24 protein-coding genes are annotated in these 24,774 nt (G+C 71.7%); 12 read left to right on the top strand and 12 right to left on the bottom strand.

The annotated features are described in order from the left end of the window. Nucleotides 1–235 precede the first annotated feature (235 nt). The 4 genes from ACZ6N8_RS20580 to ACZ6N8_RS20595 are packed head-to-tail and all read left to right on the top strand — an operon-like array spanning nt 236 to nt 3,655. Nucleotides 236–1,948 carry a nitrite/sulfite reductase gene (locus ACZ6N8_RS20580; RefSeq protein ID WP_466011957.1) on the top strand — a complete coding sequence of 571 codons (1,713 nt, stop codon included), beginning with the start codon at nt 236–238 and terminating at the stop codon, nt 1,946–1,948. Beyond that, entirely contained in the window at nt 1,945–2,106 is a 162-nt protein-coding gene (locus tag ACZ6N8_RS20585; protein WP_167517323.1) for a hypothetical protein, read from the top strand. The genes ACZ6N8_RS20580 and ACZ6N8_RS20585 overlap by 4 nt, the downstream gene beginning before the upstream one ends. Next, nucleotides 2,103–2,864: a phosphoadenylyl-sulfate reductase gene (locus tag ACZ6N8_RS20590; RefSeq protein WP_466011959.1), complete on the top strand. Its 762-nt coding sequence runs from the start codon at nt 2,103–2,105 to the stop codon at nt 2,862–2,864. The genes ACZ6N8_RS20585 and ACZ6N8_RS20590 overlap by 4 nt, the downstream gene beginning before the upstream one ends. Then, the gene (locus tag ACZ6N8_RS20595; protein WP_466011961.1) at nt 2,846–3,655 is read left to right on the top strand and encodes a sirohydrochlorin chelatase; all 810 of its coding nucleotides are present in this window, start codon (nt 2,846–2,848) and stop codon (nt 3,653–3,655) included. The genes ACZ6N8_RS20590 and ACZ6N8_RS20595 overlap by 19 nt, the downstream gene beginning before the upstream one ends. Before the next feature lie 88 nt (nt 3,656–3,743). Here the strand turns inward: ACZ6N8_RS20595 and ACZ6N8_RS20600 are convergent, their stop codons facing one another. Both ACZ6N8_RS20600 and ACZ6N8_RS20605 read right to left on the bottom strand, forming a co-directional pair. Next, on the bottom strand, nt 3,744–4,001 hold the full coding sequence (locus ACZ6N8_RS20600) for a WhiB family transcriptional regulator (RefSeq protein ID WP_007072794.1): 258 nt from the start codon (nt 3,999–4,001) through the stop codon (nt 3,744–3,746). 447 nt (nt 4,002–4,448) lie between these two features. Further along, on the bottom strand, nt 4,449–5,399 hold the full coding sequence (locus tag ACZ6N8_RS20605; protein WP_466011963.1) for a diacylglycerol/lipid kinase family protein: 951 nt from the start codon (nt 5,397–5,399) through the stop codon (nt 4,449–4,451). Between the two features lie 43 nt (nt 5,400–5,442). On the opposite strand from ACZ6N8_RS20605, the gene ACZ6N8_RS20610 reads away from it, so the two are divergent. Next, complete coding sequence (locus ACZ6N8_RS20610) at nt 5,443–5,832, top strand: hypothetical protein (protein WP_364374155.1); 390 nt, start codon at nt 5,443–5,445, stop codon at nt 5,830–5,832. 13 nt (nt 5,833–5,845) lie between these two features. Here the strand turns inward: ACZ6N8_RS20610 and ACZ6N8_RS20615 are convergent, their stop codons facing one another. From ACZ6N8_RS20615 to sodN, 3 genes are read right to left on the bottom strand one after another with little or no spacing between them, the layout of a single operon-like run. After that, complete coding sequence (locus ACZ6N8_RS20615) at nt 5,846–6,253, bottom strand: ATP-binding protein (protein WP_466011965.1); 408 nt, start codon at nt 6,251–6,253, stop codon at nt 5,846–5,848. Nucleotides 6,254–6,286: 33 nt separating this feature from the next. Continuing rightward, nucleotides 6,287–6,808 (bottom strand): GNAT family N-acetyltransferase, encoded by a 522-nt coding sequence (locus tag ACZ6N8_RS20620; protein WP_364374149.1) that lies wholly within the window; start codon nt 6,806–6,808, stop codon nt 6,287–6,289. Next, nucleotides 6,805–7,209: a superoxide dismutase, Ni gene (gene sodN / locus ACZ6N8_RS20625; RefSeq protein WP_364374146.1), complete on the bottom strand. Its 405-nt coding sequence runs from the start codon at nt 7,207–7,209 to the stop codon at nt 6,805–6,807. The genes ACZ6N8_RS20620 and sodN overlap by 4 nt, the downstream gene beginning before the upstream one ends. Before the next feature lie 84 nt (nt 7,210–7,293). Here sodN and ACZ6N8_RS20630 point away from each other — a divergent pair, with 84 nt between their 5' ends. The 3 genes from ACZ6N8_RS20630 to ACZ6N8_RS20640 all read left to right on the top strand — a co-directional run bounded on the left by ACZ6N8_RS20630 (nt 7,294) and on the right by ACZ6N8_RS20640 (nt 10,021). Next, nucleotides 7,294–7,644: a S24/S26 family peptidase gene (locus ACZ6N8_RS20630; protein ID WP_466011968.1), complete on the top strand. Its 351-nt coding sequence runs from the start codon at nt 7,294–7,296 to the stop codon at nt 7,642–7,644. A 144-nt stretch (nt 7,645–7,788) separates the two neighbouring features. Further along, nucleotides 7,789–8,967, top strand: coding sequence for an NAD(P)-dependent malic enzyme (locus ACZ6N8_RS20635; protein ID WP_466011969.1), 1,179 nt, complete (start codon nt 7,789–7,791; stop codon nt 8,965–8,967). A 91-nt stretch (nt 8,968–9,058) separates the two neighbouring features. Then, the gene (locus ACZ6N8_RS20640; RefSeq protein WP_466011971.1) at nt 9,059–10,021 is read left to right on the top strand and encodes a zinc-binding dehydrogenase; all 963 of its coding nucleotides are present in this window, start codon (nt 9,059–9,061) and stop codon (nt 10,019–10,021) included. A gap of 121 nt (nt 10,022–10,142) precedes the next feature. Here the strand turns inward: ACZ6N8_RS20640 and ACZ6N8_RS20645 are convergent, their stop codons facing one another. Together ACZ6N8_RS20645 and ACZ6N8_RS20650 are read right to left on the bottom strand one after the other, a co-directional pair. Then, nucleotides 10,143–11,111, bottom strand: a complete 969-nt coding sequence (locus tag ACZ6N8_RS20645; protein ID WP_466011972.1) for an alpha/beta hydrolase family protein — start codon at nt 11,109–11,111, stop codon at nt 10,143–10,145. Between the two features lie 96 nt (nt 11,112–11,207). Further along, nucleotides 11,208–12,257 carry an aldo/keto reductase gene (locus ACZ6N8_RS20650; protein WP_466011974.1) on the bottom strand — a complete coding sequence of 350 codons (1,050 nt, stop codon included), beginning with the start codon at nt 12,255–12,257 and terminating at the stop codon, nt 11,208–11,210. A gap of 89 nt (nt 12,258–12,346) precedes the next feature. On the opposite strand from ACZ6N8_RS20650, the gene ACZ6N8_RS20655 reads away from it, so the two are divergent. Then, complete coding sequence (locus ACZ6N8_RS20655) at nt 12,347–12,808, top strand: MerR family transcriptional regulator (RefSeq protein ID WP_466011976.1); 462 nt, start codon at nt 12,347–12,349, stop codon at nt 12,806–12,808. Between the two features lie 196 nt (nt 12,809–13,004). Here the strand turns inward: ACZ6N8_RS20655 and ACZ6N8_RS20660 are convergent, their stop codons facing one another. Next, nucleotides 13,005–13,901, bottom strand: coding sequence for an alpha/beta hydrolase family protein (locus tag ACZ6N8_RS20660; RefSeq protein ID WP_466011978.1), 897 nt, complete (start codon nt 13,899–13,901; stop codon nt 13,005–13,007). A gap of 156 nt (nt 13,902–14,057) precedes the next feature. Between ACZ6N8_RS20660 and ACZ6N8_RS20665 the strand changes: the two genes are divergently transcribed. Continuing rightward, complete coding sequence (locus ACZ6N8_RS20665) at nt 14,058–14,231, top strand: hypothetical protein (RefSeq protein WP_364374125.1); 174 nt, start codon at nt 14,058–14,060, stop codon at nt 14,229–14,231. A gap of 1 nt (nt 14,232) precedes the next feature. Here ACZ6N8_RS20665 and ACZ6N8_RS20670 read toward each other — a convergent pair whose 3' ends face one another. After that, a complete protein-coding gene (locus ACZ6N8_RS20670) occupies nt 14,233–15,348 on the bottom strand; it encodes an acetate/propionate family kinase (RefSeq protein ID WP_466011980.1) in 1,116 nt (371 codons plus the stop codon). Then, the gene (gene pta, locus ACZ6N8_RS20675) at nt 15,345–17,414 is read right to left on the bottom strand and encodes a phosphate acetyltransferase (RefSeq protein ID WP_466011982.1); all 2,070 of its coding nucleotides are present in this window, start codon (nt 17,412–17,414) and stop codon (nt 15,345–15,347) included. Before pta ends, ACZ6N8_RS20670 begins: the two co-directional genes overlap by 4 nt. A gap of 382 nt (nt 17,415–17,796) precedes the next feature. Here pta and ACZ6N8_RS20680 point away from each other — a divergent pair, with 382 nt between their 5' ends. Beyond that, nucleotides 17,797–18,450, top strand: coding sequence for a hypothetical protein (locus ACZ6N8_RS20680; protein WP_466011983.1), 654 nt, complete (start codon nt 17,797–17,799; stop codon nt 18,448–18,450). Continuing rightward, entirely contained in the window at nt 18,443–20,608 is a 2,166-nt protein-coding gene (locus ACZ6N8_RS20685) for a bifunctional polysaccharide deacetylase/glycosyltransferase family 2 protein (RefSeq protein ID WP_466011985.1), read from the top strand. Before ACZ6N8_RS20680 ends, ACZ6N8_RS20685 begins: the two co-directional genes overlap by 8 nt. A 27-nt stretch (nt 20,609–20,635) precedes the next feature. Here the strand turns inward: ACZ6N8_RS20685 and ACZ6N8_RS20690 are convergent, their stop codons facing one another. Continuing rightward, nucleotides 20,636–20,815, bottom strand: coding sequence for a DUF6104 family protein (locus ACZ6N8_RS20690; RefSeq protein ID WP_357495886.1), 180 nt, complete (start codon nt 20,813–20,815; stop codon nt 20,636–20,638). A gap of 112 nt (nt 20,816–20,927) precedes the next feature. After that, nucleotides 20,928–24,683, bottom strand: a complete 3,756-nt coding sequence (locus tag ACZ6N8_RS20695) for a multifunctional oxoglutarate decarboxylase/oxoglutarate dehydrogenase thiamine pyrophosphate-binding subunit/dihydrolipoyllysine-residue succinyltransferase subunit (protein ID WP_466011987.1) — start codon at nt 24,681–24,683, stop codon at nt 20,928–20,930. Nucleotides 24,684–24,774: the final 91 nt, after the last annotated feature.

Below are 24,774 nucleotides of genomic sequence, written 5' to 3' on the forward strand. Positions count from 1 at the left end.
TGGCAGCATGACCACATGACCGCCGCTGTCGTCCGCCGCTTCGTGGCACGTCGCCACGTCGATTACGGCCGCGTGCGCAGCGCGATCTGTCCGGCCTACTGACGACGCCCGACCAATCCGTCTCGGGCGCGCTCCGCGCCGGCTGTCTGAAGACACCGTTGTCCCGCCCGCTTCGCCGGGCCGGCCGCCGCGCCCCGCGTACCCCGAGGCACAGCAGACAACGGAGGACGCCGCGATGGCGGTCAGCAGCATCCCGGCCCGTTCCGGAGATTCGACGGCACGCCCGGCCCGGGCGCCGCGCAAGCCTCGGGGTGAGGGTCAGTGGGCGCTCGGCCACCGCGAGCCGCTCAATCCCAACGAGCGGATCAAGAAGGACGACGACCCGCTCAACGTCCGGGCGCGGATCGAGACCATCTACGCGCACCGCGGTTTCGCCTCCATCGACCCGCAGGATCTGCGCGGCCGGTTCCGCTGGTGGGGCCTCTACACCCAGCGCAAGGCCGGCATCGACGGCGGGCGTACGGCGGTGCTGGAGCCGCACGAGCTGGAGGACGAGTTCTTCATGCTCCGCGTCCGCATCGACGGCGGGCAGCTCAGCCTGGCCCAGCTGCGGGTGATCGCGGACATCTCCCGGGAGTTCGCCAGGGACACCGCCGACATCACCGACCGGCAGAACATCCAGTACCACTGGATCCGGGTCGAGGACATGCCGGAGATCTGGCGCCGTCTGGAGTCGGTGGGCCTCCAGACGACCGAGGCGTGCGGCGACTGCCCGCGGATCGTGCTGGGCAGCCCGGTCGCCGGGGTGGCCCGCGACGAGGTGCTCGACCCGACGCCGGCGATCGACGAGATCGTCGCCCGGTACGTCGGTGACAAGCAGTTCTCCAACCTGCCCCGCAAGTTCAAGACGTCGATCTCCTGGCTGGTGGACACCCCGTACGAGTCGAACGACATCGCCCTGCTCGGTGTGGAGCACCCCGAGCACGGCCCCGGCTTCGACGTCTGGGTCGGCGGCGGCCTGTCCACCAACCCGATGCTCGCCCAGCGGCTCGGTGTCTGGGTGCCGCTGGCCGAGGTGCCGGACGTGTGGGCCGGGGTGGTCGGGATCTTCCGCGACTACGGCTACCGCCGGCTGCGCAACAGGGCCCGGTTGAAGTTCCTGGTGGCCGACTGGGGCGTGGAGCGTTTCCGCGAGGTCCTGGAGAAGGAGTACCTGGGTCGGACGCTGCTCGACGGGCCGCCGGCGGAGCTGCCGGCGAAGCCGATCGACCACGTGGGCGTGCACGAGCAGGCCGACGGGCGGTACTACGTGGGCGCCGCGCCGGTGGTCGGGCGGGTCTCGGGCGGGCAGCTCGCCCAGCTGGCCGACGTGGTGCAGGCGCACGGCAGTGACCGGGTACGGCTGACCCCGTACCAGAAGCTGCTGGTGCTCGACGTGCCGTCGGAGCGGACGGAGTCGCTTGTCGACGCGCTGCGCGGGATCGGTCTGGAGGCCCGTCCGTCGGCGTGGCGACGCGGCACCATGGCATGCACAGGCATCGAGTACTGCAAGCTCGCCATCGTCGAGACGAAGGCCCGCGGCGAGGAGCTGGTGGCCCGGCTGGAGCAGCGGCTGCGCGACTTCGACGCGGACATCTCGATCCACATCAACGGCTGCCCGAACGCCTGCGCGCGCACGCAGGTGGCCGACATCGGGCTCAAGGGCCAGCTGGTGGTCGGCCCGGACGGCCGCCAGGTGGAGGGCTTCCAGGTGCACCTCGGCGGCGGCCTGGGCATGGCGCAGGGGCAGACGGCCGGTTTCGGCCGCAAGCTGCGCGGCCTGAAGACCACCGCCGACGAGCTTCCGGAGTACGTGGAACGACTGGCCCGCCGCTACCTGGCCGGTCGGAGCGAGGGCGAGACGTTCGCCAACTGGGTGATCAGAGTCGACGAGGAGGAACTGCGGTGAGCAGCGAGAACCGAGCGGCACCTCTGTACTGCCCCTACTGCGGCGAGGAGGACCTGCGGCCGCACGAGGCGGGGCACGGCGCCTGGGAGTGCCACGCCTGCGCCCGGGTCTTCTCGGTGAAGTTCACCGGGCTGCTGTCGCGGGCGGTGACCCGATGAGCCTGGTCTCCGCCGCAGGCCTGGGCCTGGTGGGCCCGGGCGGCCCGACGCCCGTCGACCCGTCCCGGCGCGGCCCGGACGAGCTGCGCACGCTGGCCGAGGAGGCCGGCCGGGACCTGGAGGGCGCTCCGGCGCTGGAGATCGCCAGGTGGGCGGCGCAGACGTTCGGCGACCGGTTCTGCGTGACCAGTTCGATGGCCGACGCGGTGCTGGCGCACCTGGTGTCCCGGGTGGCGCCGGGGGTCGACGTGGTCTTCCTCGACACCGGCCTGCACTTCCCCGAGACGCTGCGGGTGCGCGACGAGGTGGCGCGGACGCTCCCGGTGAACGTCAGGTCGATCCGGCCGCGACTCACCGTGGGGCAGCAGGACGGCCAGTACGGTCCGCGCCTGTTCAACAAGTCGCCTGACGACTGCTGCCAGTTGCGCAAGGTGGAGCCGTTGGAGCGGGCGCTGTCCGGGTACGACGCGTGGGCCGCCGGCCTGCGTCGGGACGAGTCACCGACCCGCGCCAACACGCCAGTGGTGACCTTCGACGCCCGTCGCGGCAAGGTCAAGGTCAACCCGATCGCGGCGTGGTCGCAGGCGGACGTGGACGGCTACATCGCCAGGTGGAACGTGCCTGTCAACGAGCTGTTCAAGCAGGGGTACGGCTCGATCGGCTGCTGGCCGTGCACCAGGCGGACGAAGGCGGGCGAGGACCCGCGGGCGGGCCGGTGGGCCATGTTCGAGAAGACCGAGTGCGGACTGCACGTCTGACCTCCCCGGTGTCGCCCCCGACCGGCCTCGATGCGGCCGGCGGGGCGGACCCGGTGGTGCTTGTGGCGCACGGCAGCCGCGATCCGCGGGCGGCCGAGGCCACCCGGGCGTTGGCCCGGGCGGTGTCGGCGGCCCGCCCCGGCGTCGACGTGTGGCCGAGTTGGCTGGACCACACCGAGCCTGGGCCGACCGAGGTGCTGCGTGCCCTGGCGGCGGCCGGTCACCGGCGGGCGGTGCTGGTGCCGCTGCTGCTGACCGCCGCGTACCACAGTCGGGTGGACATCCCGGCGGCCGTCGCCGAGGCGACCCGGTCCGGGCCACCGCTGGCGGTACGGGTCACCGGCGTGCTCGGCCCGGCGGACGGGTCGGTGGACACGGCGCTGCTGGCCGGGCTGCGGCGTCGCCTCGGTGAGGTGTGCCCTGGTCGTTTCGATGCGCTGGTGCTGGCCGCCGCGGGCACCAGGGACGCGCGGGCGCGTGGCTCGGTGGGTCGGGTGGCGGACGCGCTTGGCGTCGAGTTCGGGGTGCCCTGCCGCGTGTCGTACGCCTCGGCGGCTCCGCCGGGGGCCGGTGTGGCGGTGTCCCGGTTGCGGGCGGCCGGTGCCCGGCGGGTGGCGGTCGCCGGGTACTTCCTGGCGCCGGGCCTGTTCCACGACGCGGTGGCCGAGTCGGCTCGGGCGGCTGGTGCGGTGGCGGTGTCCGCGCCGTTGACCGACGCGCCGGAGGTGGTTGATCTGGTGCTGCGCCGGGTCGACGACCGGTCCGGGCGGGTCGTGGCGCCGGCCGGGTGATTCCGGGCCGTCACCGCCGCACCTGTCTGCGGACAGCGGAACGCCCCGGCGGGCGGACCCACCGGGGCGTGCAGCTGTGTCGTTGGGATCAGGCGGAGTGAGCGCGCAGCACCCGGAGGCCGCCGCGCCGCTTGACGGCGCGCCGCTCCTCCTCGCTCATCCCGCCCCAGACGCCGGCGTCCTGACCCGACTCGAGCGCCCACTGCAGGCACTGGTCGGTCACGGAGCAGCGCCTGCAGACGGCCTTGGCCTGCTCGACCTGCAGGAGAGCCGGTCCGGACGTCCCGATAGGGAAGAACAGCTCCGGATCCTCGTCGCGGCAGACAGCATGGTGACGCCAGTCCATGGCGGCAACACTCCTCATTCTGGGTGGGTGGCAATTATTGCTTGTCGTGCTTTTCCTATATGCATCAGCAATGCCGACGGTGACAGTTCGCGTCCGTCCATTCGGCAGTGCGTGAGCAGGCAGTTAGCTCCGGGGACCTGCTGGAACAGCTCAACCTGACGAGCATATCCAGGCAATGTCCCGGTAACTCAAGTTCGCTTGTGAATACTTTCACGAACATTGCCGATGTCAAGGGTGACGCTCGGAAAAACTCCGGGCGGTGAGCAAGCCCACAACCCATTTGTCCGGGTTCCGGTGCGTTCCCGGTTACCCGCCGTGCCACAGCCGAGGATCAATATAGTACAGTCCGCGTGACATTGCTGACATTTCCGGCACCTGCCTCTCGGTGTGGCGGCGCCGGCACCGATGCGGTGTGGCGCCGCGTCGGCCTAGGGCAGTACCCGAGACCTAGCAGATTACTCTCAGTGCGGCGGGAACGGATGTGAATCTGACTTTCTCCCGCTCGCCGAGATAGTCGCCGTCCAGCTGGAACGCCTGCGGACGCGCGGAGAGCAGGGTGAACTCCGCCGTGTCATGGAGCCGTAACACCTGACGACCTCGAGGGTCGGGGTGCCGGGACAGGAACTGCGTCACTGTCCGTGTTGTGCTAGCCACCCGCAGCTGACGCAACGCCAGCACGTCGAGCCCGAGGTCGAACGACGCCTCCGGGTTCGGGTTCACCTCCCGGTCGCCCAGGTAGGTCCACGGCGCCGTGTTCTGGATGATGACGGTGCCCAGCTCGCCCTCCGGCGCCTCGCCCGGGCGCTCCAGTGTGATCGCCGGGTGCCGCCGGTCCGAGGCGAGGAAGTACTGGTTCATGATCGAGCGCAGGTAGAGCGACGGAGTCGACACCCGACCCTTGCGCCGGGCCTGCTCGACCCGGTGGATGACCGCGGCGTCCAGGCCGAACCCGGCGCAGAACGTGAAGTAGCGGTCGTCCGCCAGGCCCAGCCCGACCGTCCGGTGCCGGCCCAGGCGCAGCCCTTCGAGGATCATGCTGGTCGCCTCCGGCCAGTCCCGGGGCAGGCCCACGGCGCGCGCGAAGACGTTCGTCGAACCGCCAGGAACTGCCGCCAGCGCGGGAAGTCGATCCGCCTTCGTGGCGCCCGCGGCGCCGGCCGGCGGCTCGGCCGCCATCAGGCCGTTCACCACCTCGTTCACCGTGCCGTCGCCACCCAGGGTGACAACGAGGTCGACCCCCTCCACGGCGGCCTCCCGGGCCAGCGCCATGGCGTGCCCGCGACGGCGGGTGTAGCGCACGCTCAGATCGACTTCACTGCGCAGCGCCCGGACGAGCACGTCCCGGCTGCGTTCGCTGGTGGTGGTGGCCTTCGGATTGACCACCAGGACGGCCCGCATGGGCGGCACTGTACCTCCCGGTAGCCCAGGTATCGTGGCGCGCGTGACCATCGACTCGGCCCCGATTCCCGTCACGCTCCGCTGGGCGGTCCGGCTCCTGTGGGCGGAAGCGGTCGTCGTCGGGCTGATCGCCCTCTGGCTGATCTGGGCGGACCTCACGGCCACCACCACCGACCTGCTGTCGGCGGTGCTGGTGACGGTGTTCGCCGTCGGGGCGGCTGTCGTGCTCTGGGCCCTGGGCCGTGCGTTGCTGCGCCGCCGGGCCGGTGCGCGCGCCCCCGCCATCGTGCTCCAGCTGATGCTGCTGCCGATCGGCTGGTTCATGATCCAGGGCGGGCTGGGGTGGCTGGGCGTGCCGCTGATGGCACTCGGCCTGGGCGTGGCGTGGCTGCTGGTGAGCCCTCCGACGACCCGGGCTCTCGGCTTCGAGTGACCGGACCTGCCGGTCAGTAGCCGCCCGAGCGGCGGGTCAGCAGCGAGATCGTGGCCCGGCCGTCGGCGGCCGTGGCGGACGCCGACGTGGTCAGCGCGGTGAGCACCTTCCAGGCGAAGGACGACTCGGCGGGCAGGGTGGCGCCCCGCACGGTCGGCACCGTCACCTCGACCGTCAGCGCGTCCTCGGTGACGGCGAAGCGGCACTCCAGCTCGGCGTCACGGGTGGCGATGGCGAGCAGCATCGCGCACGCCTCGTCGACCGCGATCCGCAGATCCTCGATCTCGTCGAGCGCGAACTGCAACCGGGCCGCGAGGCCGGCGGTAGCGGTACGGAGCACGCCTAGGTAACCGCCGTCGGCGGGCACCGTGAGGTGCACCACATCGTCGTCGATCGTTGGCTGGCCGGTCAGTTGAGTCACGCCTCATCCCCCCCGGTCGGGGACTCTACCCGGTCAGTCGCCGGAACGCGTGTTGGCGGCGGTGGCCTGACCGGCCAACTCGCGTAGCGCGTCACCGCTGAGCCGGTAGGGCACCCACTCGCTCATCTGCTGCGCCCCGATGGAGGCGTAGAACCCGGCTGCCGGATTCCAGTCGATCATCCACCACTCCAGTCGCCGGTAGCCGCGTCGTACGCAGATGTCGGCCAGGGTGGCGAGCAGCAGCCGACCAGCGCCGGTGCCCCTGGCCGCCGGTCGGACGTAGAGATCCTCCAGGTAGACGCCGTGCACGCCGGCCCAGGTGGAGAAGTTGAGGAACCACAGCGCGAAGCCGATCGGCTCGTCGCGCTCGTCGACCGCGACGTGGCCGAACAGCGCCGGAGCGGTCGAGAACAGGGCCGAGGTCAGCTGGTCGGTGGTGAGGTGGCACTCGTCCGGAGCGCGTTCGTACTCCGCCAACTCGTGCACCATGGCGACGACGGCCGGCACGTCCTCGGGACGTACCGGCCGGATCGTCGGGATGACCGGAGTGGTCACGCCTTCTTGGTCTCCCAGAAGATCTTCGCGATCTCGTCGATCTTCGCGAGCAGCTGGTCGGCGGTGGCCGGGTCGAGGCTGCCCTTGACGCCACCGGCGCCGGCGAGCTTGGTGGCCTCGTTGAACAGGGTGTGCAGGTTCGGGTACTTCTCGAAGTGGGGCGCCTTGAAGTAGTCGGTCCAGAGCACCCACAGGTGGTGCTTGACCAGCTCGGCGCGCTGCTCCTTGATGATGATCGCGCGGGTGCGGAACTCCGGGTCGGTGTTCGCCTGGTACTTCTCGCAGATCATTTTGACCGACTCGGCCTCGATCCGGGCCTGAGCCGGGTCGTAGACGCCGCACGGCAGGTCGCAGTGAGCGCTTGCGGTGACGCGGGGCGCAAGGATGCGGGGAAGTCGCATCGGGATCCTCCATGGGAAGTTTGCGATGATCAAAGGCGACATTACTCCTGACAGTGCTCCCCGGACGGGCTGGAGGTGAAACCAGTGGACGCCGACCACCCGACGGAGGTGCCGCTCCTGCGCGGTCCGCTGACGGCCGTGTCGGTGACCGGCCCGTCCATGGCGCCGACGTTGCGGCACGGCGACGCGCTGCTGGTCCGTACGGGTGGGCGCCCGATCCGGCCCGGTGACGTGGTGGTCGCCGTGTTCCGGACGCGTCCGGAGTTGCTGGTGGTGAAGCGGGCGGTCCGGCCGCAGGACGGCGGGTGGTGGCTGCGGGGGGACAACGACCTGGTCACCGACGACTCCCGGGCGTACGGGGTGGCCGACGTGCGGGGCAGGGTGGTGGCGCGCTACTGGCCGCGCCCCGGACGGGTGCCCCGCGCACCGTTATGACCCTGCTCACATCCGAGCGGAGGTGACGACACTATGCTCGGAAAGTGCCCGGGTGACCCCCCGCACCGCGTGCCACCGCTCGCCGCCCACCTCGCGGCGAGGCCCGGCCGCCCCGTCTGCTCGACAGATCCTGGAGTCACCACCATGTCTTCGTCCATCGTGGACCCCGCTGATCCCGTCTTCCAGCTGCACGTCGGCGGCAAGATGGCCGTCGCCTCGACGGTGCCGCTGACCAGCCGGGAGGACCTCTCCCTGGCGTACACCCCCGGGGTTGCCCGGGTGTGTGAGGCGATCGCCGCCGACCCCGACCTGGCCGACGACTACACCTGGGCGGCGCACGCCGTCGCGGTGGTCACCGACGGTTCGGCGGTGCTCGGGCTCGGCAACATCGGCCCGCGGGCCGCGCTGCCGGTGATGGAGGGCAAGGCGGTGCTGTTCAAGCAGTTCGCCGGCGTGGACGCGGTGCCGGTCTGCCTGGACACCCAGGACGTGGACGAGATCGTCGCGGTGGTGCGGGCGCTGGCCCCCTCGTTCGGCGGGATCAACCTGGAGGACATCAGCGCGCCGCGCTGCTTCGAGGTGGAGCGCCGGCTGGACGAGGCGCTCGACATCCCGGTCTTCCACGACGACCAGCACGGCACCGCGATCGTGGTGCTGGCCGCGCTGCGCAACGCCGCCGCCCTGCTCAACCGCAAGCTCGGGGACCTGCGGGTCACGGTGAGCGGCGCGGGCGCGGCAGGGGTGGCCGTGACGAAGATGCTCATCGCCGGGGGCGTCAACCCCGACCAGGTGGTGGTCTGCGACTCGCGGGGGATCATCGGGCGGCACCGGGCCGAGCTGACCGGCACCAAGGCGGAGCTGGCGGCCACCACGAACGCCGACGGCCGCCAGGGCGACATCACCGAGGCGTTGCGCGGCGCGGACGTGCTGATCGGCGTCTCCGGCGGGCAGATCCCGGAGACCGCGGTCGCCGGGATGGCGCCCGGCGGGATCGTGTTCGCGCTGGCCAACCCGACCCCTGAGGTGCACCCCGAGGTGGCCGCCCGGCACGTCGCGGTGGTCGCCACGGGGCGCAGCGACTACCCCAACCAGATCAACAACGTGCTGGCGTTTCCCGGCGTGTTCAGGGGCGCGTTGGACGCCCGCGCCACCCGGATCACCGAGGGGATGAAGGTCGCCGCGGCGGACGCCATCGCCGGTGTGGTTGCCGAGTCGCTGACCGCCGAGGCGATCGTCCCGTCGCCGCTCGACCCGCGTGTCGCCCCGGCCGTCGCCGAGGCGGTCGCCGAGGCCGCCCGCCGCGACGGAGTCGCCCGCCGGTAGGCCGCACGGGCCGGGGGCGCTCGGGCGCAGCATGCGCCGCCGGCCGGCCTGTGCGTACGGGCCCTTCTTAACGAGCGCTCAGCTTGTTACCGTGCCGATCATGCGTGCTGCCTTCGCCTCCCGCCTCGACGACTCCGACCCACTGTCCGCGTTGACTGTGGGTGAGCGGCCCGATCCGACCCTCCCGGAAGACGACTGGGTGACGGTGCGGGTCCGGGCCAGCTCGCTCAACCACCACGACCTGTGGTCACTGCGCGGGGTGGGGCTGACCGAGGCGCAGCTGCCGATGATCCTCGGCTGCGACGCGGTCGCCGTGGACCCCGAGGGCAACGAGGTGGTCGTCTACCCGGTGGTGGTCACCCCTGGTGACCCGCGCGGGGTGTCGATCCTCTCCGAGCACTACGCCGGGACGCTCGCCGAGCGGGTGGCCGTACCCCGGTCGAACCTGGTCCCGTTGCCCGACGGCCTGGCGGCGACCGACGCGGCGTGCCTGCCCACGGCCTGGCTCACCGCGTGGCGGATGCTGACCACCAAGGGCCGCGTCGAGGACGCCGACAGCGTGCTCGTGCAGGGCGCGGGCGGCGGCGTCGCCACCGCGGCCGTCGCGCTCGCCGTCGCCATGGGCAAGCGGGTGTACGCGACGAGCCGCGACGCCGCCAAGCGGGAACGGATCGCCGCGCTCGGCGCCACCGCAGTGGAACCGGGTGCCCGGCTGCCGGAACGGGTCGACGTGGTGATCGAGACGGTCGGCGCGGCGACCTTCGACCACTCGCTGAAGTCGGCCGCGCCGATGGCCCGGATCGTGGTGTCCGGCGCGACCGCCGGTCACGAGCCGACAGTCAACCTGCGGCGGGTGTTCGCGATGCAGCTGGAGATCCTGGGCACCTCGATGGGCACCCCGGGCGAGCTGTACGAGCTGCTGGCGTTCTGCGCGGACAACGCGGTACGCCCCGTTGTCGACAGCGTGGTCCCGTTCAGCCAGGTCGAGAAGGCCTTCGCTCGCCTGCACTCCGGCGACACCTTCGGCAAGGTCGTCATCGACCACACCGCCTGACGAGCCGCGCCACCCACACAACCCCGCCGATCTTGCAATTCCGGTTGGTGATTTGCCGACGACATCCCTATGTCGCGACCGTAAGTGCAAGATCGCGTAGGGGAGAGGGACGCGGGCGCCCTCAGAGATGGTTGTCGAAGGTGGCGATGTCGCCGCGCGTCGCGTCGGTGGAGATGCGCTCCTTCGCCGCCGCGTCGCCGTACAGCGACCAGCGGAGGAACTCCACTGTCGTGTCCGAGACGACCCGCAGCGTCGCGCCGTCGCCGAGCAGCGCCCGCCCGTGGTCGCCCTTCGGCAGGCTCAGCATCGCCTTGGGCCAGGGCACCTTGTCGTAGGCGGCCTTGCCGGCCGCGTACTCGACCACCTCGTCCAGCTCGCCGTGCACGAAGAGCTGCGGGGCGGCCGCGCCGGCGAACGCGGTGCCCACACCGAGCGCCGTGCCGGCGAACACCACGCCCGCGTCCAGCCGTTCGTCCCGGCCGGCGGTGAACAGGCCGATGGTGGTCACCCCACCGGCCGAGTGCCCGGCGGCTGCCACCCGTTCGGCGTCCAACCTGCCGCGCAGCGCGTCGCCGGCCTTGCCGTCGAGCGCCAGCACCTGCGTCAGCGCGTACGACACGTCTGCCGGTTGGTTGAGTACGTCAAGGACGTTGTTGTCGCCGCCCCGGGAGGTCTTCGGGAACGTCGGCGCGGCCACCACGAACCCCGCAGCCGCCCAGCGGGTCAGCAGCGTCGCGTAGTCGTCCGGCCGCCCGCCCAGGCCGTGACTGAACATCACCACCGGGAACCGGCCCTCGGCCGCCGCCGCCGACCGCTTCGCGGCGCCACCGGCCTGCCCGGCCGCCGGATACCAGAGCGTCGTCGGCAGCGCACGGCCGTCCCGGTTCAGCTTCAGCTGGCGTACGCCCACCGCGAAGGCGCGCTGCGGGGCCTTCCCGGCGGGGACCTGCGGCGTCGGCGTGGCGGCGGCCTTCGGCTCGGCGGGCGGTGCCTGCTCGCTCCGACTCGGGCGGGCGTCCGCCGAGCAGCCGACCAGACCGGCCAGCAGCACGGTGCTGGCCATCAGTGCGGGGGTGACGCGACGCGACATGAATCCAATTGTGCCCTGCCCGGTGGACCGCCCCGCGGGCTTCGGCGCGCTGTGCCCACCCGGTCACGCGCCGCTGCCTCCCCGCGTCAGGTGCCCTCAGGCTGCGGCACGGTCGGCGAGAGGGCGTCGTCGCAGCGCCGCGTCGGTGAGGGAACGCGGTGGGAAGGCGGCGTTCGGGTCGTACCGGTTGGTGCCGGGCGGCACGATCTCGTCGATCCGGTCGAGGGTCGCGTCGTCCAGGGTGAGCGTGGCGCCCTTGAGCAGGTCCTCCAGTTGCCCCATGGTGCGCGGTCCGATGATCGCCGAGGTGACGGCCGGATGGGCCACCGTGAAGGCGATGGCGAGCTGTGGGAGCGTGCAGCCGATGCTCGCCGCGAGGTCGACGAGCTGCTCGACGGCGTCGAGCTTGGCGGCGTTCTCGGCGATCGTCGGATCGAACTGCGCCGGCCGCAGGGCGGCACGCCCGGTCGACAGGTCGACGGGCTGGTCCCTGCGGTACTTCCCGCTGAGAAACCCGAAGGCGAGCGGGCTCCAGACCAGCACCCCCATGCCGTAGCGCTGGCAGACCGGCAGGGTCGAGGTCTCGACGCCGCGGGCCAGGATCGAGTACGGCGGCTGCTCGGTGCGCAGGCGTCCGAGGGCGCGGCGTTCGGAGACCTGGTGCGCCTCGACGATCTCCTCGGCGGGGAACGTCGAACAGCCGAAGGCGCGGATCTTGCCCTCGCGGACGAGGTCGGTGAGCACCGAGAGTGTCTCCTCGATGTCGGTCGAGGGGTCGGGACGGTGCACCTGGTAGAGGTCGATCCAGTCGGTGTCCAACCGCCGGAGGCTCCCCTCGACCGCCTTGAGGATCCACCGCCGCGAGTTGCCGCCCTGGTTGGGGCCCTCGCCCATCGGGAAGTGCACCTTGGTGGCGAGCACGACGTCGTCGCGGCGCCCGCGCAACGCCTTGCCCACGATCTGCTCGGACTCGCCCCCGCCGTACATGTCGGCGGTGTCGACGACGTTGACGCCCTGGTCGAGGGCGGCGTGGACGATGCGGACGCAGTCGTCGTGGTCGGGGTTGCCGACGGCACCGAACATCATGGTCCCGAGGCAGTGGGTGCTCACCTCGATGCCGGTGCCGCCGAGGGTGCGATAGCGCATGCCGATTCTCCTGGGTGGTTCGGTGGTGATCACCTGGCACCGTAGGAGCTAGAGTCGGCTCTAGGTCAACCCTCGCTACCCTGCTCGGCATGGCTGAGGTCACCGCGGGTCTGAGCATCGGACAGGTCGCCGGACGCACCGGTTTGAGCGTGCACGCGCTGCGCTTCTACGAGCAGCAGGGTGTCTTCGTCAGCCCCGTACGCCGTGGGCCTGCCGGGCGTCGCGTCTACAGCCAGGACGACGTCGACTGGCTGAACGTCTGCATCATCCTCCGCGCCTCCGGCATGCCGCTGCCGGCGCTCCGCCGCTACGCCGACCTCGTTCGCGAGGGCGAGGGCAACGAGGAGGAACGACTCGCGCTCCTGCGCGAGCACCACGGGCGCGTCACCGACCAGATGGGCCGGCTCGCCCAGTGCCTGGACCTGATCACCTTCAAGGTCGGGGTGTACGAGGACCTGCTCGATCAGGTCCGGCGCGCAGCCGGGCCAGGTCTTCGGCGTCCTTCGGGCGGCGGGGACGTTCCGGCATCCAGACCGGGTACATCTGCTTGAACTCGATCTGGGCCGCCACCGAAATGGTCGGCGCGGTGAGCGGGCCGATCCGGCCGAGCTGGAAGTCCATCGCCCAGCCGCCGCGCAGCCACACCGGGATGGCGGCCGCCCCGGCCACCGCGACCATCTCGGCGATGCTCGCCAACTGCCGGCGCGCAAGCTCGTCCACCGAAAGACCGTACCGGTGTCGGCGGGGTCAGTGGGCCGGGCGGGACTCGTAACTGGTCAGGGCGGGGGAGTGGGCGTCGGCGGGGAGGCGGGCACCGGCGGCCCGGTCGCCGTAGAGGGTCCAGCGCAGGAAGTCGGTGGTGGTGGCGAGGACCTGGGCGAAGCCCGGGTGGCCCGGTGTGAGGTACGCGCCGTGGTCCTGACCGAGCAGGCTGAGGAACGCGGCAGGGCCGGGGGTACGCGCGTACGCGGCTCGGCCGACGGTCACCGGCACCACGGAGTCGGCCGTGCCGTGCACGAAGAGCACAGGCGCGGCCGGTCCGGCGAAGCTGCCGGGCAGCCCACCCCCGGCGATGACGATTCCGGACCGCAACCGCGCCTGATGCCCTTCGGAGAACATGCCGGAGCTGGTGAAGCCACCCGCCGAGTGCCCGGCGGCGGCGATCGACGTGAGGTCGAGATGCCCGGCGAGGGGGTCGCCGCGCTCGGCGTCGAGGCGGCCCAGATGCCTGATCAGCCGCCATGCGTCGGCGGGCTGGTTGCGGACGTCGGCGCGGGTGAAGTGCGCGGCGCCCTGGCGGGTGTGCGGGTACGCGGGTGCGGCCACCACGAAGCCGGCTGCCGCCCAGCGGGTGGTCAGGCCGGCGTGCAGCTCGGGCAGACTGCCCAGCCCGTGGCTGTAGACCACCACCGGGAACCGCCCGGCCGCCACCTGACCGGTCGACGCCGGATACCAGATCGTCACCGGCAGGGGGCGCGCCGAGCGCGGATCGAGGGTGAGCGTACGCACGCCGACGGCGTACGACCCCTCGGGCGCCCGGCGTGACGACACCGGTCCGGTGGACCCGCCGGCCACGGCGCTCGCCGGTGCGCAACCGGCCAGCAGCGCTGTCACAAGTGCGGCCACGAGCCGCCCCGCCCCCATCGTTCCACGGTAGGTGCCCGGGCCGGCTCGGCGACCCCGCCGTCCGGACCGGCTGTGCCCGCCACCCGGCCGGGTGGCCTCCGCCGCCCGGGTCGACCCGCCGAGGTGACGTGGGCGGGGGCGGTACGGCGCCACCGGCTTCGCTAGGGTCACCGCATGCCTGAGAACTACACCGACCCCAGCGGCAACACCGAGGCGTTCCGCGCCTTCTCCCAGACGCCGGAGGCGGCCGGCCCGGCGGACGCGCCGTCCCGCCTGCCGCTCATCGTCGGTGCGGCGGTGGTCGTCGTGCTGCTGGTGGCCCTCGTCGCCTGGTTGGCGATGGGCTGAGTCAGCCCGCCCCCACCACGTCCCGGGTCTGCCGGGCGATCTCCCGTTCCTCGTCGGTGCGGATGACGCAGACGCTCACCTCGGCTCCGTCGGGTGAGATCAGCCTGTCGCCCTCGCCGTCGTTGCGGGCCTCGTCGACGGTGATGCCGAGCCGGTGCAGGCCGGCAAGCGCGGCTGCCCGCACCGGCGCCGCGTGCTCGCCGACCCCGGCGGTGAAGGCGATCGCGTCGACCCGGCCGAGCAGCGCGTAGTACGCCCCGACGTACTCGGTGATCCGCCGGCAGTACACGTCGAAGGCCAACGCCGCCGCGCGGTCCCCGGCGGCCCGGCGCTGGAGCACCTCGCGCATGTCGTTGACGCCGGTCAGGCCGAGCAGGCCGCTGCCGTGGTTGAGCAGGTCGTCGATGTCGTCGACCGACAGCCCACCCTCCCGGCGCAGGTGGAAGATCACCGTGGGGTCGATGTCGCCGCTGCGGGTGCCCATCACCAGCCCTTCGAGGGGCGACATGCCCATCGAGGTGGCGACGCTGCGTCCGTTGGACACCGCGCAGGCGCTGGCCCCGTTGCCCAGGTGCAGGGTGATGGTGTTGAGCGTGTCGTACGGGCGGCCCAGCAGGTCGGCCGCACGGCGGGAAACGTACGCGTGCGAGGTGCCGTGGAAGCCGTACCGGCGGATTCCGTACCGCTCGGCGGTGTCCCTGTCGATCGCGTAGGTCGCGGCGGCGTCCGGCAGGGTGTGGTGGAACGCGGTGTCGAAGACGGCGACCTGCGGCACGTCCGGCAGGGCCGCGCGGGTCACCTCGATGCCCGCCAGGTTGACCGGGTTGTGCAGCGGAGCCAGCGAGATCAGGTCCCGGATCGCGGTCAGCACCGCGTCGTCGATCAGCACCGGTTCGGTGAACTTCCGGCCGCCGTGCACCACCCGGTGCCCGACCGCCGTCAGTCCGGTCAGGTCCAGCCCGTCCAGGATCCGCCGGACGGCGTCGGAGTGGTCCGTCGGGCCGCCGTCGGGTTCACCGATGCGTTCGACGGTGCCCTGGTCGAGCACCCGGTCACCGTCGTAGTGGCGCCACTTCACCGACGAGGACCCGCAGTTGAGCACCAGCACCCGGCTCACGAGGCCTCCTCGGTGGCTGCCTGGATGGCGGTGATCGCCACCGTGTTCACGATGTCCGGCACTGTCGCGCCCCGGGACAGGTCGTTCACCGGCCGCCGCAGACCCTGCATGACCGGGCCGACGGCGACCGCCCCGGCCGAGCGCTGCACCGCCTTGTACGTGTTGTTGCCCGTGTTCAGGTCCGGGAAGATGAAGACCGTGGCGTGCCCGGCGACGGGGCTGTCGGGCAGCTTCGTGGCCGCCACCGCCGGGTCGATCGCCGCGTCGTACTGGATGGGCCCCTCGACGAGCAGGTCGGGTCGGCGTTCCCGGACCAGCGCGGTGGCCTTGGCGACCTTCTCCACGTCGGCGCCCGCGCCGGAGCTGCCTGTCGAGTACGACAGCATGGCCACCCGGGGTTCGATGCCGAACCGGGCGGCGGTGTCGGCCGACGAGATCGCGATGTCGGCGAGCTGGGCGGCGTCCGGGTCGCGGTTGACGGCGCAGTCGCCGTAGACCAGCACCCGGTCGGCGAGCAGCATGAAGAAGACGCTCGACGCCACTGAGACGCCGGGCACGGTACGGATGATCTCGAACGCGGGGCGGATCGTCGCGGCGGTGGTGTGCGTCGCGCCGGAGACCATGCCGTCGGCCCGCCCGGTGGCCACCATGAGCGTGCCGAAGTAGTTGGGCTGGGCCACGATGTCGTGCGCCAGCTCGGCGGTGACGCCCCGGTGGGCGCGCAGCCGCGCGTACTCGGCGGCGAAGTCGTCCCGCCATTCGCTGGTGACCGGGTCGACGATGGTGGCGTCGTTGAGGTCGATGCCCAGCTCCCGGGTACGCCTGGCGATGTCGTCCGGCCGGCCGAGCAGGGTCAGTTCGGCGACGCCCCGGCGCAGCAGGATCTCCGCCGCCCGCAGGATCCGTTCGTCGGAGCCCTCCGGCAGCACCAGGTGCCGGGGCTTCGAGCGGGCGCGGTCGATCAGGTCGTTCTCGAACATCAGCGGGGTGACCCGCTCGGAGCGGCTGACCCGCAGCCGGCGGGCCAGGTCGTCGGTGTCCACGCAGCGTTCGAACGCACCGAGCGCCGCCTCGACCTTGCGCGGGTTGGCCGCGCTGGGTCGTCCCTCGATCCGGCTCGACGCCTCCACCGTGTCGTAGCTGTCGCTGCGCACCGAGAGCACGGCGACACCGGTGTTGAGCAGCTGCACCAGCCGCATCGCCCGGGGATCCGGGTGTTCGCCGAGGGTGAGCACCACGCCGGCAAGTGAGACCTGGCCGGCGACGTGCGCGGCGCTTGCCGCGACCAGCAGGTCGGCGCGGTCACCGGGGGTGATGACCAGCGCCCCCTCGGTCAGGTGGTCGAGCAGGATGGGCACGTGCGCCGCGCCGACGACGTAGTCGAGCACGTCCCGGCCGAGCGCGGCGTCGTCGCCGGCGAGCAGGGTGGCGTCGAGCGCCGCCGCCACCTCGGCCACCGTCGGCGCCGAGACCGTCGGGACCTCGGGGATCGCGTACGCGGGGACCGGCAGCTCCGGCAGCGTCATCGGACCTGTCACCCGGTTGGCGATCACCGCGAGCACCGTCGCGCCCAGGTCCGCCAGATCGTGGTACGCCCCACGCGCCGTCGCCGCGATCGCCTCCGGCTGCTGCCCGAAGCCGTCCACCACCGGGACCACCACACTGCCGAACTCCGTGGCGAGCCGGGCGTTGAAGGCCAGTTCCCGAGGGCCGGCGCCGTCTCCGCCGTCGGCGAAGTCGCTGCCCACCACGACCACGGCCGGGCAGCGCCGCTCGACCGCCCGATACCGCTCGACGATCCGGGAGATCAGCTCCTCCCGGCGTCCCTCGGCGACCATTGCCGCCGCCTCGGCGTACGTCGCGCCGGTCAGCTCGGCCTCGGGCAGGTCGATCCGGTAGCGGTCGTGCAGCAGGGCGAGGATCGGGTCGGGACCGGCGCCGGAGACCAGCGGTCGGAACGCGCCGATCCGTTCGACCTGCCGGGAGAGGAGTTCCGCGAGGCCGAGGGCGATTGTCGACTTACCGCCGCCGGACCCCACGCTGGTCAGATAGACGCTGCGGGCCACGCACCCACCCTAGAAGATCACCGCCGGGCCCGTCCGGGGTCCAATGGCCCTGTGACGTGTGCCCTGCGCTCGCCGTCCGTCCGGCGTGCGCGGTCCGCGACGACGAAAAACGTGCCGCCTTCGCTCGCCAGGCTACCGGGCCGGGTGGTCGAGGTGGCCCGGTCGACGGGTGACGCCCGCCGCTCGCCGGGTCGAGGCCACTATCCGGTCGGTCGACGGCGACTGTCGTTCCCGACCCGGCGATCCCCGGGGGATCCGACGGTTGTTCTGCGCGACCTATCGATCACTATGGGTAATCGGAGCAGGCTGGGGGGTGCGGCAGGCATCTCATCCGCGCGGCGTCACGAGAGCCGAGAAAGTCTCACACCTAGACTCGCCTCCTATGACCGACCGGCACCTGAGCAGCGACGATGCATCGACCGGGAGGTCGACGTCCGCAGGCATGCCCGGTGGCGCTCCGACCCGACCAACCGCATCCGTCGACGAGCCGACAATGGTGATCGGTCCGCCCGACGGCCCCACGGCGCTGATCGCCGTCGTACCCCAGTCACCGCCGGTCTTCGTCGATCCCAGCGGCCGCCGCCGCTCCCGCCTGCGCTGGCTCGCGTACGCCGTAGGCCTGGTGGGTCTGCTCTACACCGGGCTGGTGGCTGTCAGCTTCGCCGGCGGCGTGGTGGACCCGCGCACGGTGCTCCCCTTCGTGGACGAGGTCGAGCAGCCCCAGCGGCCCCGGTCGCCGCAGGCCGAGGCGATCACCGTCACCCCCGAGCCGTCGACGGTCCCCCGTGCGCCGACGGCCACGGTGGCTCCCAGCGTCGCCCCGGCGGCTCCCCGCTCGGTCGTCCCCAGCCGGTCGCCGAGCCTCACCCCCTCGTCGAGCGGCCGCCCCGCCAGGACACCCGCCACGCCCACCCCCACACCGCGGCCGACCGTACCGGCGGCACCGACACCCGCCGGCTCACCGTCGACCCAGGACCCGCCGCCCTCGCCCGAGGAGACGCTCGTCGGGCCCGACGACCTACCCGCCGATGGCTGAGCCGACGACCGCGGCAGCCCGCCGCCGCCGCGCCGTACCGCCGCCGCGCTGGATCCTGTTCGGCATGGTGCTGGCGGTGCTGGCCGGCGTGCTCCTCGTGAACGCGTACACCAACGCGTCCTTCACCCCCGACCACCAGCGCAACAACCGCGGGCAACGGGAGGTCCCCACCTCGGTGGTGACCGGGGGACCGATCATCAGTGCCAACAGCGAGCAGGTCCGCTCCTACCGGCTGCCGGAGCGGACGATCGCGCTCACCTTCGACGACGGACCCAACCCGGTCTGGACCCCCGAGGTGCTGCGCGTGCTCGACGCCCACCAGGTCAAGGGCACCTTCTTCGTGCTGGGTTCGCAGGTCTCCCGGCACCCGGACCTGGCCCGCAGGCTGGTGGGCGGCGGCCACGAACTCGGCGTGCACACGTTCACCCACCCCGACCTCACCGAGCTGCCCGGATGGCGGCGAGACCTGGAGTACGCCCAGACGCAGCTCGCCCTGGCCGCCGTCACAGGTGTGCGGACCTCGCTGGTCCGGTTCCCCTACTCCTCGCACGCCGACGCGATCGACAACGAGGACTGGCCGGTGCTTACCGCTGCCGGCGACCGGGGCTACCTGACCGTGCTCAACGACACCGACAGTCAGGACTGGGCGCTGCCCGGCGTCGACCGGATCATCGAGAACGCGACCCCGGCCGGCGCCTCGGGCGCCATCACCCTCTGGCACGACGCCGGCGGTGACCGCGCACAGACCGTCGCCGCCCTCGACCGGTTCATCCCGATGATGAAGCAACGGGGATACCGCTTCGTCACCGCTACCGAGGGACTGAACCTGGCCTTCTCCGCCGCCGGGGTCGAGCACCGGGTGGAATCCGGCGTGGCCGCCACCTCGGGGGACCGCTGGCGGGGCCGGATGCTGGTCTGGGCGGTCCGGGGCGCCGACCACGTGCTGAGCGTGTTCGGGATCCTCTTCGTGCTCGTCGGCGTGCTCACGGTGGGGCGCACCGCGGTGCTGTTTCTGCTCGCCGGGCGGCACGCCCGCCGCCGCCGGGCCAGGGACTGGACGTGGGGGCCGCCCGTCACCGCTCCGGTGTCGGTGATCGTCCCGGCGTACAACGAGAAGGAGGGCATCGCCGCCACGGTCCGTTCCCTGGCCAGCGGCGACCATCCCGGCGGGATCGAGGTGGTCGTCGTCGACGACGGCTCCACCGACGGGACGGCGGACATCGTCGACGCACTCGGCCTGCCCAACGTCCGGGTGGTCCGCAAGCCCAACGGCGGCAAGCCCAGCGCGTTGAACACAGGCGTCGCACTGGCCCGCCACGACCTGATCGTCATGGTCGACGGGGACACGATCCTGGAACCCGACGCCGTCCGCAGGCTCGTGCAGCCCTTCGCCGACCCGCAGGTGGGCGCGGTAGCCGGCAACGTGAAGGTCGGCAACCGGCGCAGCCTGATCGCCAAGTGGCAGCACATCGAGTACGTCATCGGCTTCAACCTGGACCGGCGCCTCTACGAGACGCTCCGCTGCATGTCGACGGTGCCCGGGGCGATCGGCGGCTTCCGGCGGCAGGCTCTGCGCTACGCCGGCGGGATGACCGACGACACCCTCGCCGAGGACACCGACATCACCATGGCCCTGGGCCGGGCCGGCTGGAAGGTGGTCTACGAGGAGACGGCCCGCGCCTGGACCGAGGCGCCGACGAGCCTCGGGCAGCTCTGGAAACAGCGCTACCGGTGGAGCTACGGCACCATGCAGGCGATGTGGAAGCATCGCCGGTCCGTGTTCGACAGGGGCGCGTCGGGCCGGTTCACCAGGCGTTGCCTGTTCTTCCTCAGCCTCTTCGGGGTGCTGCTGCCGCTGCTCGCGCCGGTTATCGACCTGCTGGCCGTGTACGGCCTCCTCTTCCTCGACCGGACCGCCACGGCGGTGGCCTGGCTGGTCATGCTCGGCGTGCAGATGGTCACCGCGATCGTGGCGTTCCGGTTGGACCGGGAGAAGCTGGGCGTGCTGTGGGTGCTGCCGCTCCAGCAGTTCGTCTACCGGCAGTTGATGTACCTGGTGATGATCCAGGCGGTGGTCACCGCACTGACGGGCGGCCGGCTGGGCTGGCAGAAACTGCGCCGCACCGGCCTCGAACCGACCGTCTCCCGCACCGGCTGAGCGACCGACCGCACCCCGCCGGGTTGTTCAGTCCTCGTCGGGGTCGTCCAGGCGGGCCAGGTAGGTGGCCAGGCGCTCGATCGGCGTCTCGAACTCGGGGTTGAGGTCGACGAAGTCGCGCAGGCGCTCGCCCAGCCACTCCAGCGTCACCTGCTCGTCGCCCCGGCGCTCGACCAGCTCCTCGATGCCACGGTCGGTGAAGTACACGGCGTACGTCCTCGTGCTCGGCCCGGCGTGTGTGGCCGGGCGGATGGACCGACGTGAGCCGGGGCAGGACCGTGGGAAACGGCCCTGCCCCGGCTCACGCGGTGCGGTCAGGTCACGGGCGGGGGAGTGCCGCCTCGATCAGCGCGGTCTGCTCGACCTCGTGGGTCTTGGCCGAGCCGACCGCCGGGGCCGCCGCGGCCGGGCGGGAGATCCGCCGCAGCCGGACGTCCGTGAGGTGCTCCAGCAGGTTGAGCGCGACGAACGACCAGGCACCCTGGTTGGCCGGCTCCTCCTGCACCCAGGCGAAGTCCTCCGCGTTCGGGAACTGCGCCAGGGCGGCCCGGATCTCCTCCACCGGCAGCGGGTACAGCTGCTCGATCCGCAGGATCGCGGTGTCGCTGACGCCACGTTCCTGCCGGGCCTGGAACAGGTCGTAGTAGACCTTGCCCGAGCAGAGCAGCACCCGCTTCACCGCCTCCGGCGCCGGCGCCGCCGTGTCGCGCAGCACCGGCTGGAACGTACCCGTGGTGAAGTCCTCCACCGAGGAGACGCAGAGCTTGTGCCGCAGCAGCGACTTCGGCGTGAACACCACGAGCGGCTTGCGCTTGGGCGACAGGGCCTGACGGCGCAGCAGGTGGAAGTAGTTCGCCGGGGTCGTCGGGATGGACACCCGCATGTTGTCCTCGGCGCACATCTGCAGGAACCGCTCCGGCCGGCCGGACGTGTGGTCCGGGCCCTGGCCCTCGTGGCCGTGCGGCAGCAGCAGGGTGACCGCGGAGCGCTGGCCCCACTTCACCTCGCCTGACGAGATGAACTCGTCGATCACCGACTGGGCGCCGTTGACGAAGTCGCCGAACTGGGCCTCCCAGGCGACGAGCGCGTTGATGTTCTCCACCGAGTAGCCGTACTCGAAGCCCATCGCGGCGTACTCGCTGAGCAGCGAGTCGTGCACGAAGAACCGGGAACGCTCGCCGTCGCCGGTGAGCGACTTGAGCGGCAGGTAGTCCTCGCCGGTACGGGAGTCGACCACCGAGGCGTGCCGTTGCACGAACGTGCCGCGACGCGAATCCTGGCCGGCCAGCCGGACGGTGACCCCGTCGTGCAGCAGCGCCCCGAGCGCGATGATCTCGCCGAAGCCCCAGTCGATGTTGCCCTCGACGGACATCTTGGCCCGCCTGTCGAGCAACTGCTGGATCCGCTTGTGCGGGGTGAAGCCCTCCGGCAGGTTGATGTGCGCCTCGCCGACCGCCTTGACCACGGCGGCGTCGGTGGCGGTGTCGACAGGCGGCTCCGGCTCCTCCTCGCGGCGTGGCCGGTTGAGCTGGCGGGGCGCGGCGGCGGCGTCCCGGGTGGCCTTGAAGACCTTCTCCAGCTGCGACTGGTAGTCGCGCAGCAGCTCCTCCGCGTCCTCCACGGTGATGTCGCCGCGACCGATCAGCTCCTCGGTGTAGAGCTTGCGCACCGAGCGCTTCGAGTCAATGATCTTGTACATCTGGGGGTTGGACATCGACGGGTCGTCGCCCTCGTTGTGCCCGCGCCGGCGGTAGCAGACCAGGTCGATCACGACGTCCTTGTTGAACGCCTGCCGGTACTCGAAGGCCAGCCGGGCCACCCGGACCACGGCCTCCGGGTCGTCGCCGTTGACGTGGAAGATCGGCGCCTGGATCATCCGGGCCACGTCGGTGCTGTAGAGGCTGGACCGGCTGTACTCCGGGGCGGTGGTGAAGCCGACCTGGTTGTTGACCACCACGTGCACGGTGCCACCGGTGCGGTAGCCGCGCAGCTGCGACAGGTTGAGCGTCTCGGCGACGACACCCTGCCCGGCGAACGCGGCGTCACCATGCACCGAGAGCGGCAGCACGGTGTAGCCCTCCAGCTTGAGGTCGATCCGGTCCTGCTTGGCCCGGACGATGCCCTCCAGCACCGGGTCGACGGCCTCCAGGTGCGACGGGTTGGCCACCACCGACACCTTGACGGCGTGCTCGCCGTCGGGGGTGGTGAACTTGCCGTTCTGCCCCAGGTGGTACTTCACGTCGCCGGAGCCCTGCGTCGAGCGCGGGTCCAGGTGACCCTCGAACTCGGAGAAGATCTTCTCGTACGGCTTGCCGACGATGTTGGCCAGCACGTTGAGCCGACCCCGGTGCGCCATGCCGATGACCACCTCGTCCAGACCGTTCTCGGCCGAGCACTCCAGCACCTCGCCGAGCAGCGGGATCAGCGACTCGCCGCCCTCAAGCGAGAACCGCTTCTGCCCGACGTACTTGGTCTGCAGGAAGGTCTCGAACGCCTCGGCGGCGTTGAGCCGGTTGAGGACGTGCTTCTGCTCGTCGGCAGTCGGCTTCTCGTACTTGCGCTCTATCCGCTCCTGGATCCAGCGCCGCTCCTCCGGGTCCTGGATGTGCATGTACTCGATGCCGACCCGGCGGCAGTACGAGTCGCGCAGCACACCGAGGATCTCGCGCAGCTTCATCCGCTGGCGGCCGGCGAAGCCGTTCACCGGGAACTCCCGGTCCAGGTCCCACAGGGTCAGCCCGTGCTGGAGGACGTCCAGGTCCGGGTGCTTGCGGATGGTGAATTCCAGCGGGTCGGTGTCGGCCATCAGGTGACCGCGCACCCGGTACGCGTGGATCAGCTCGTGCACCCGGGCGGTCTTGTTGATCTGACCCTCGGAGTTGACTGCCACGTCGCGCACCCAGCGCACCGGCTCGTACGGGATGCGCAGCGAGGTGAAGATCTGGTCGTAGAAGCCGTGCTCGCCCAGGATCAGCTCGTGCATCACCTTGAGGAACTCGCCGGACTGCGCGCCCTGGATGATCCGGTGGTCGTACGTGCTGGTCAGCGTGATGACCTTGCTGACCGCCAGCTCGGCGAGGGTGGCCTCGGACATGCCCTGGTAGGGGGCCGGGTACTCCATCGCGCCGACACCGATGATCGCGCTCTGCCCCTGCATGAGCCGCGGCATCGAGTGCACCGTGCCGATGCCGCCGGGGTTGGTCAGCGAGATCGTGGTGCCGGAGTAGTCCTCCATGGTCAGCTCGTTGCGCCGCGCCCGACGGACCACGTCCTCGTACGCCTGCCAGAACTGCCGGAAGTCCATCTGCTCGCAGCCCTTGATGGAGGGGACCACCAGGTTGCGGCTGCCGTCCGGCTTGGCCAGGTCGATGGCGATGCCGAGGTTGACGTGCGCCGGGCGGACCACCGCCGGCTTGCCGTTGGCCTCCGCGAAGGAGTTGTTCATCTCCGGGTGCTGCACGAGCGCCCGGACCATCGCGTACCCGACGAGGTGGGTGAAGCTGACCTTGCCACCGCGCCCCCGGGCGAGGTGGTTGTTGATCACGATGCGGTTGTCGACGAGCAGCTTGGCCGGGACCGCGCGGACGCTTGTCGCGGTGGGCACGCTCAGCGAGGCGTCCATGTTCTGGACGATCTTCGCGGCGACACCGCGCAGCGGCGTGGTCTGCGGACCGTCGGCGGTCGGGGCGGCGGCCTTCGCCGCAGGCTTGGCCGGGGCCGCCTTCTCCGGGGCCCTCTCGGCGGCCTTGGCCGGCGCGGCGGCCGGCTTGGCCGGTGCCGGCTGTGCGGCAGCGGGCTTGCTGGCCGGCGGTGCTGCGGCGCTCGGCTGGCTGACCGAGGCGGACGCCTCCGGCTGCCCGTCCGGCTCGGGAGCGGCGGCCGGCTTGCCCGACGCCTCAGCCCCGCGCGGTGTGGCGGCTCCAGGCGCCGGTCGATAGTCGGCGAAGAAGTCGTGCCAGGCCGAATCGACGCTCGTTGGGTCGGCGAGGTAGCGCTGGTACATCTCCTCGACGATCCACTCGTTCGGGCCGAAACCCGCCAGTGGGTTCTCCTGCGAAGTCTGCTGGGTCGACACGGCCGGTAATCGCCTCTTTCACGCGGGTTGTGTGTCACGCGGTGTCCGTCGCGCCCCCGAGTGGGGACTACGGACAGGACAACACCCAGGC

The sequence above is a fragment of the Micromonospora sp. NPDC047521 genome (assembly GCF_055587305.1).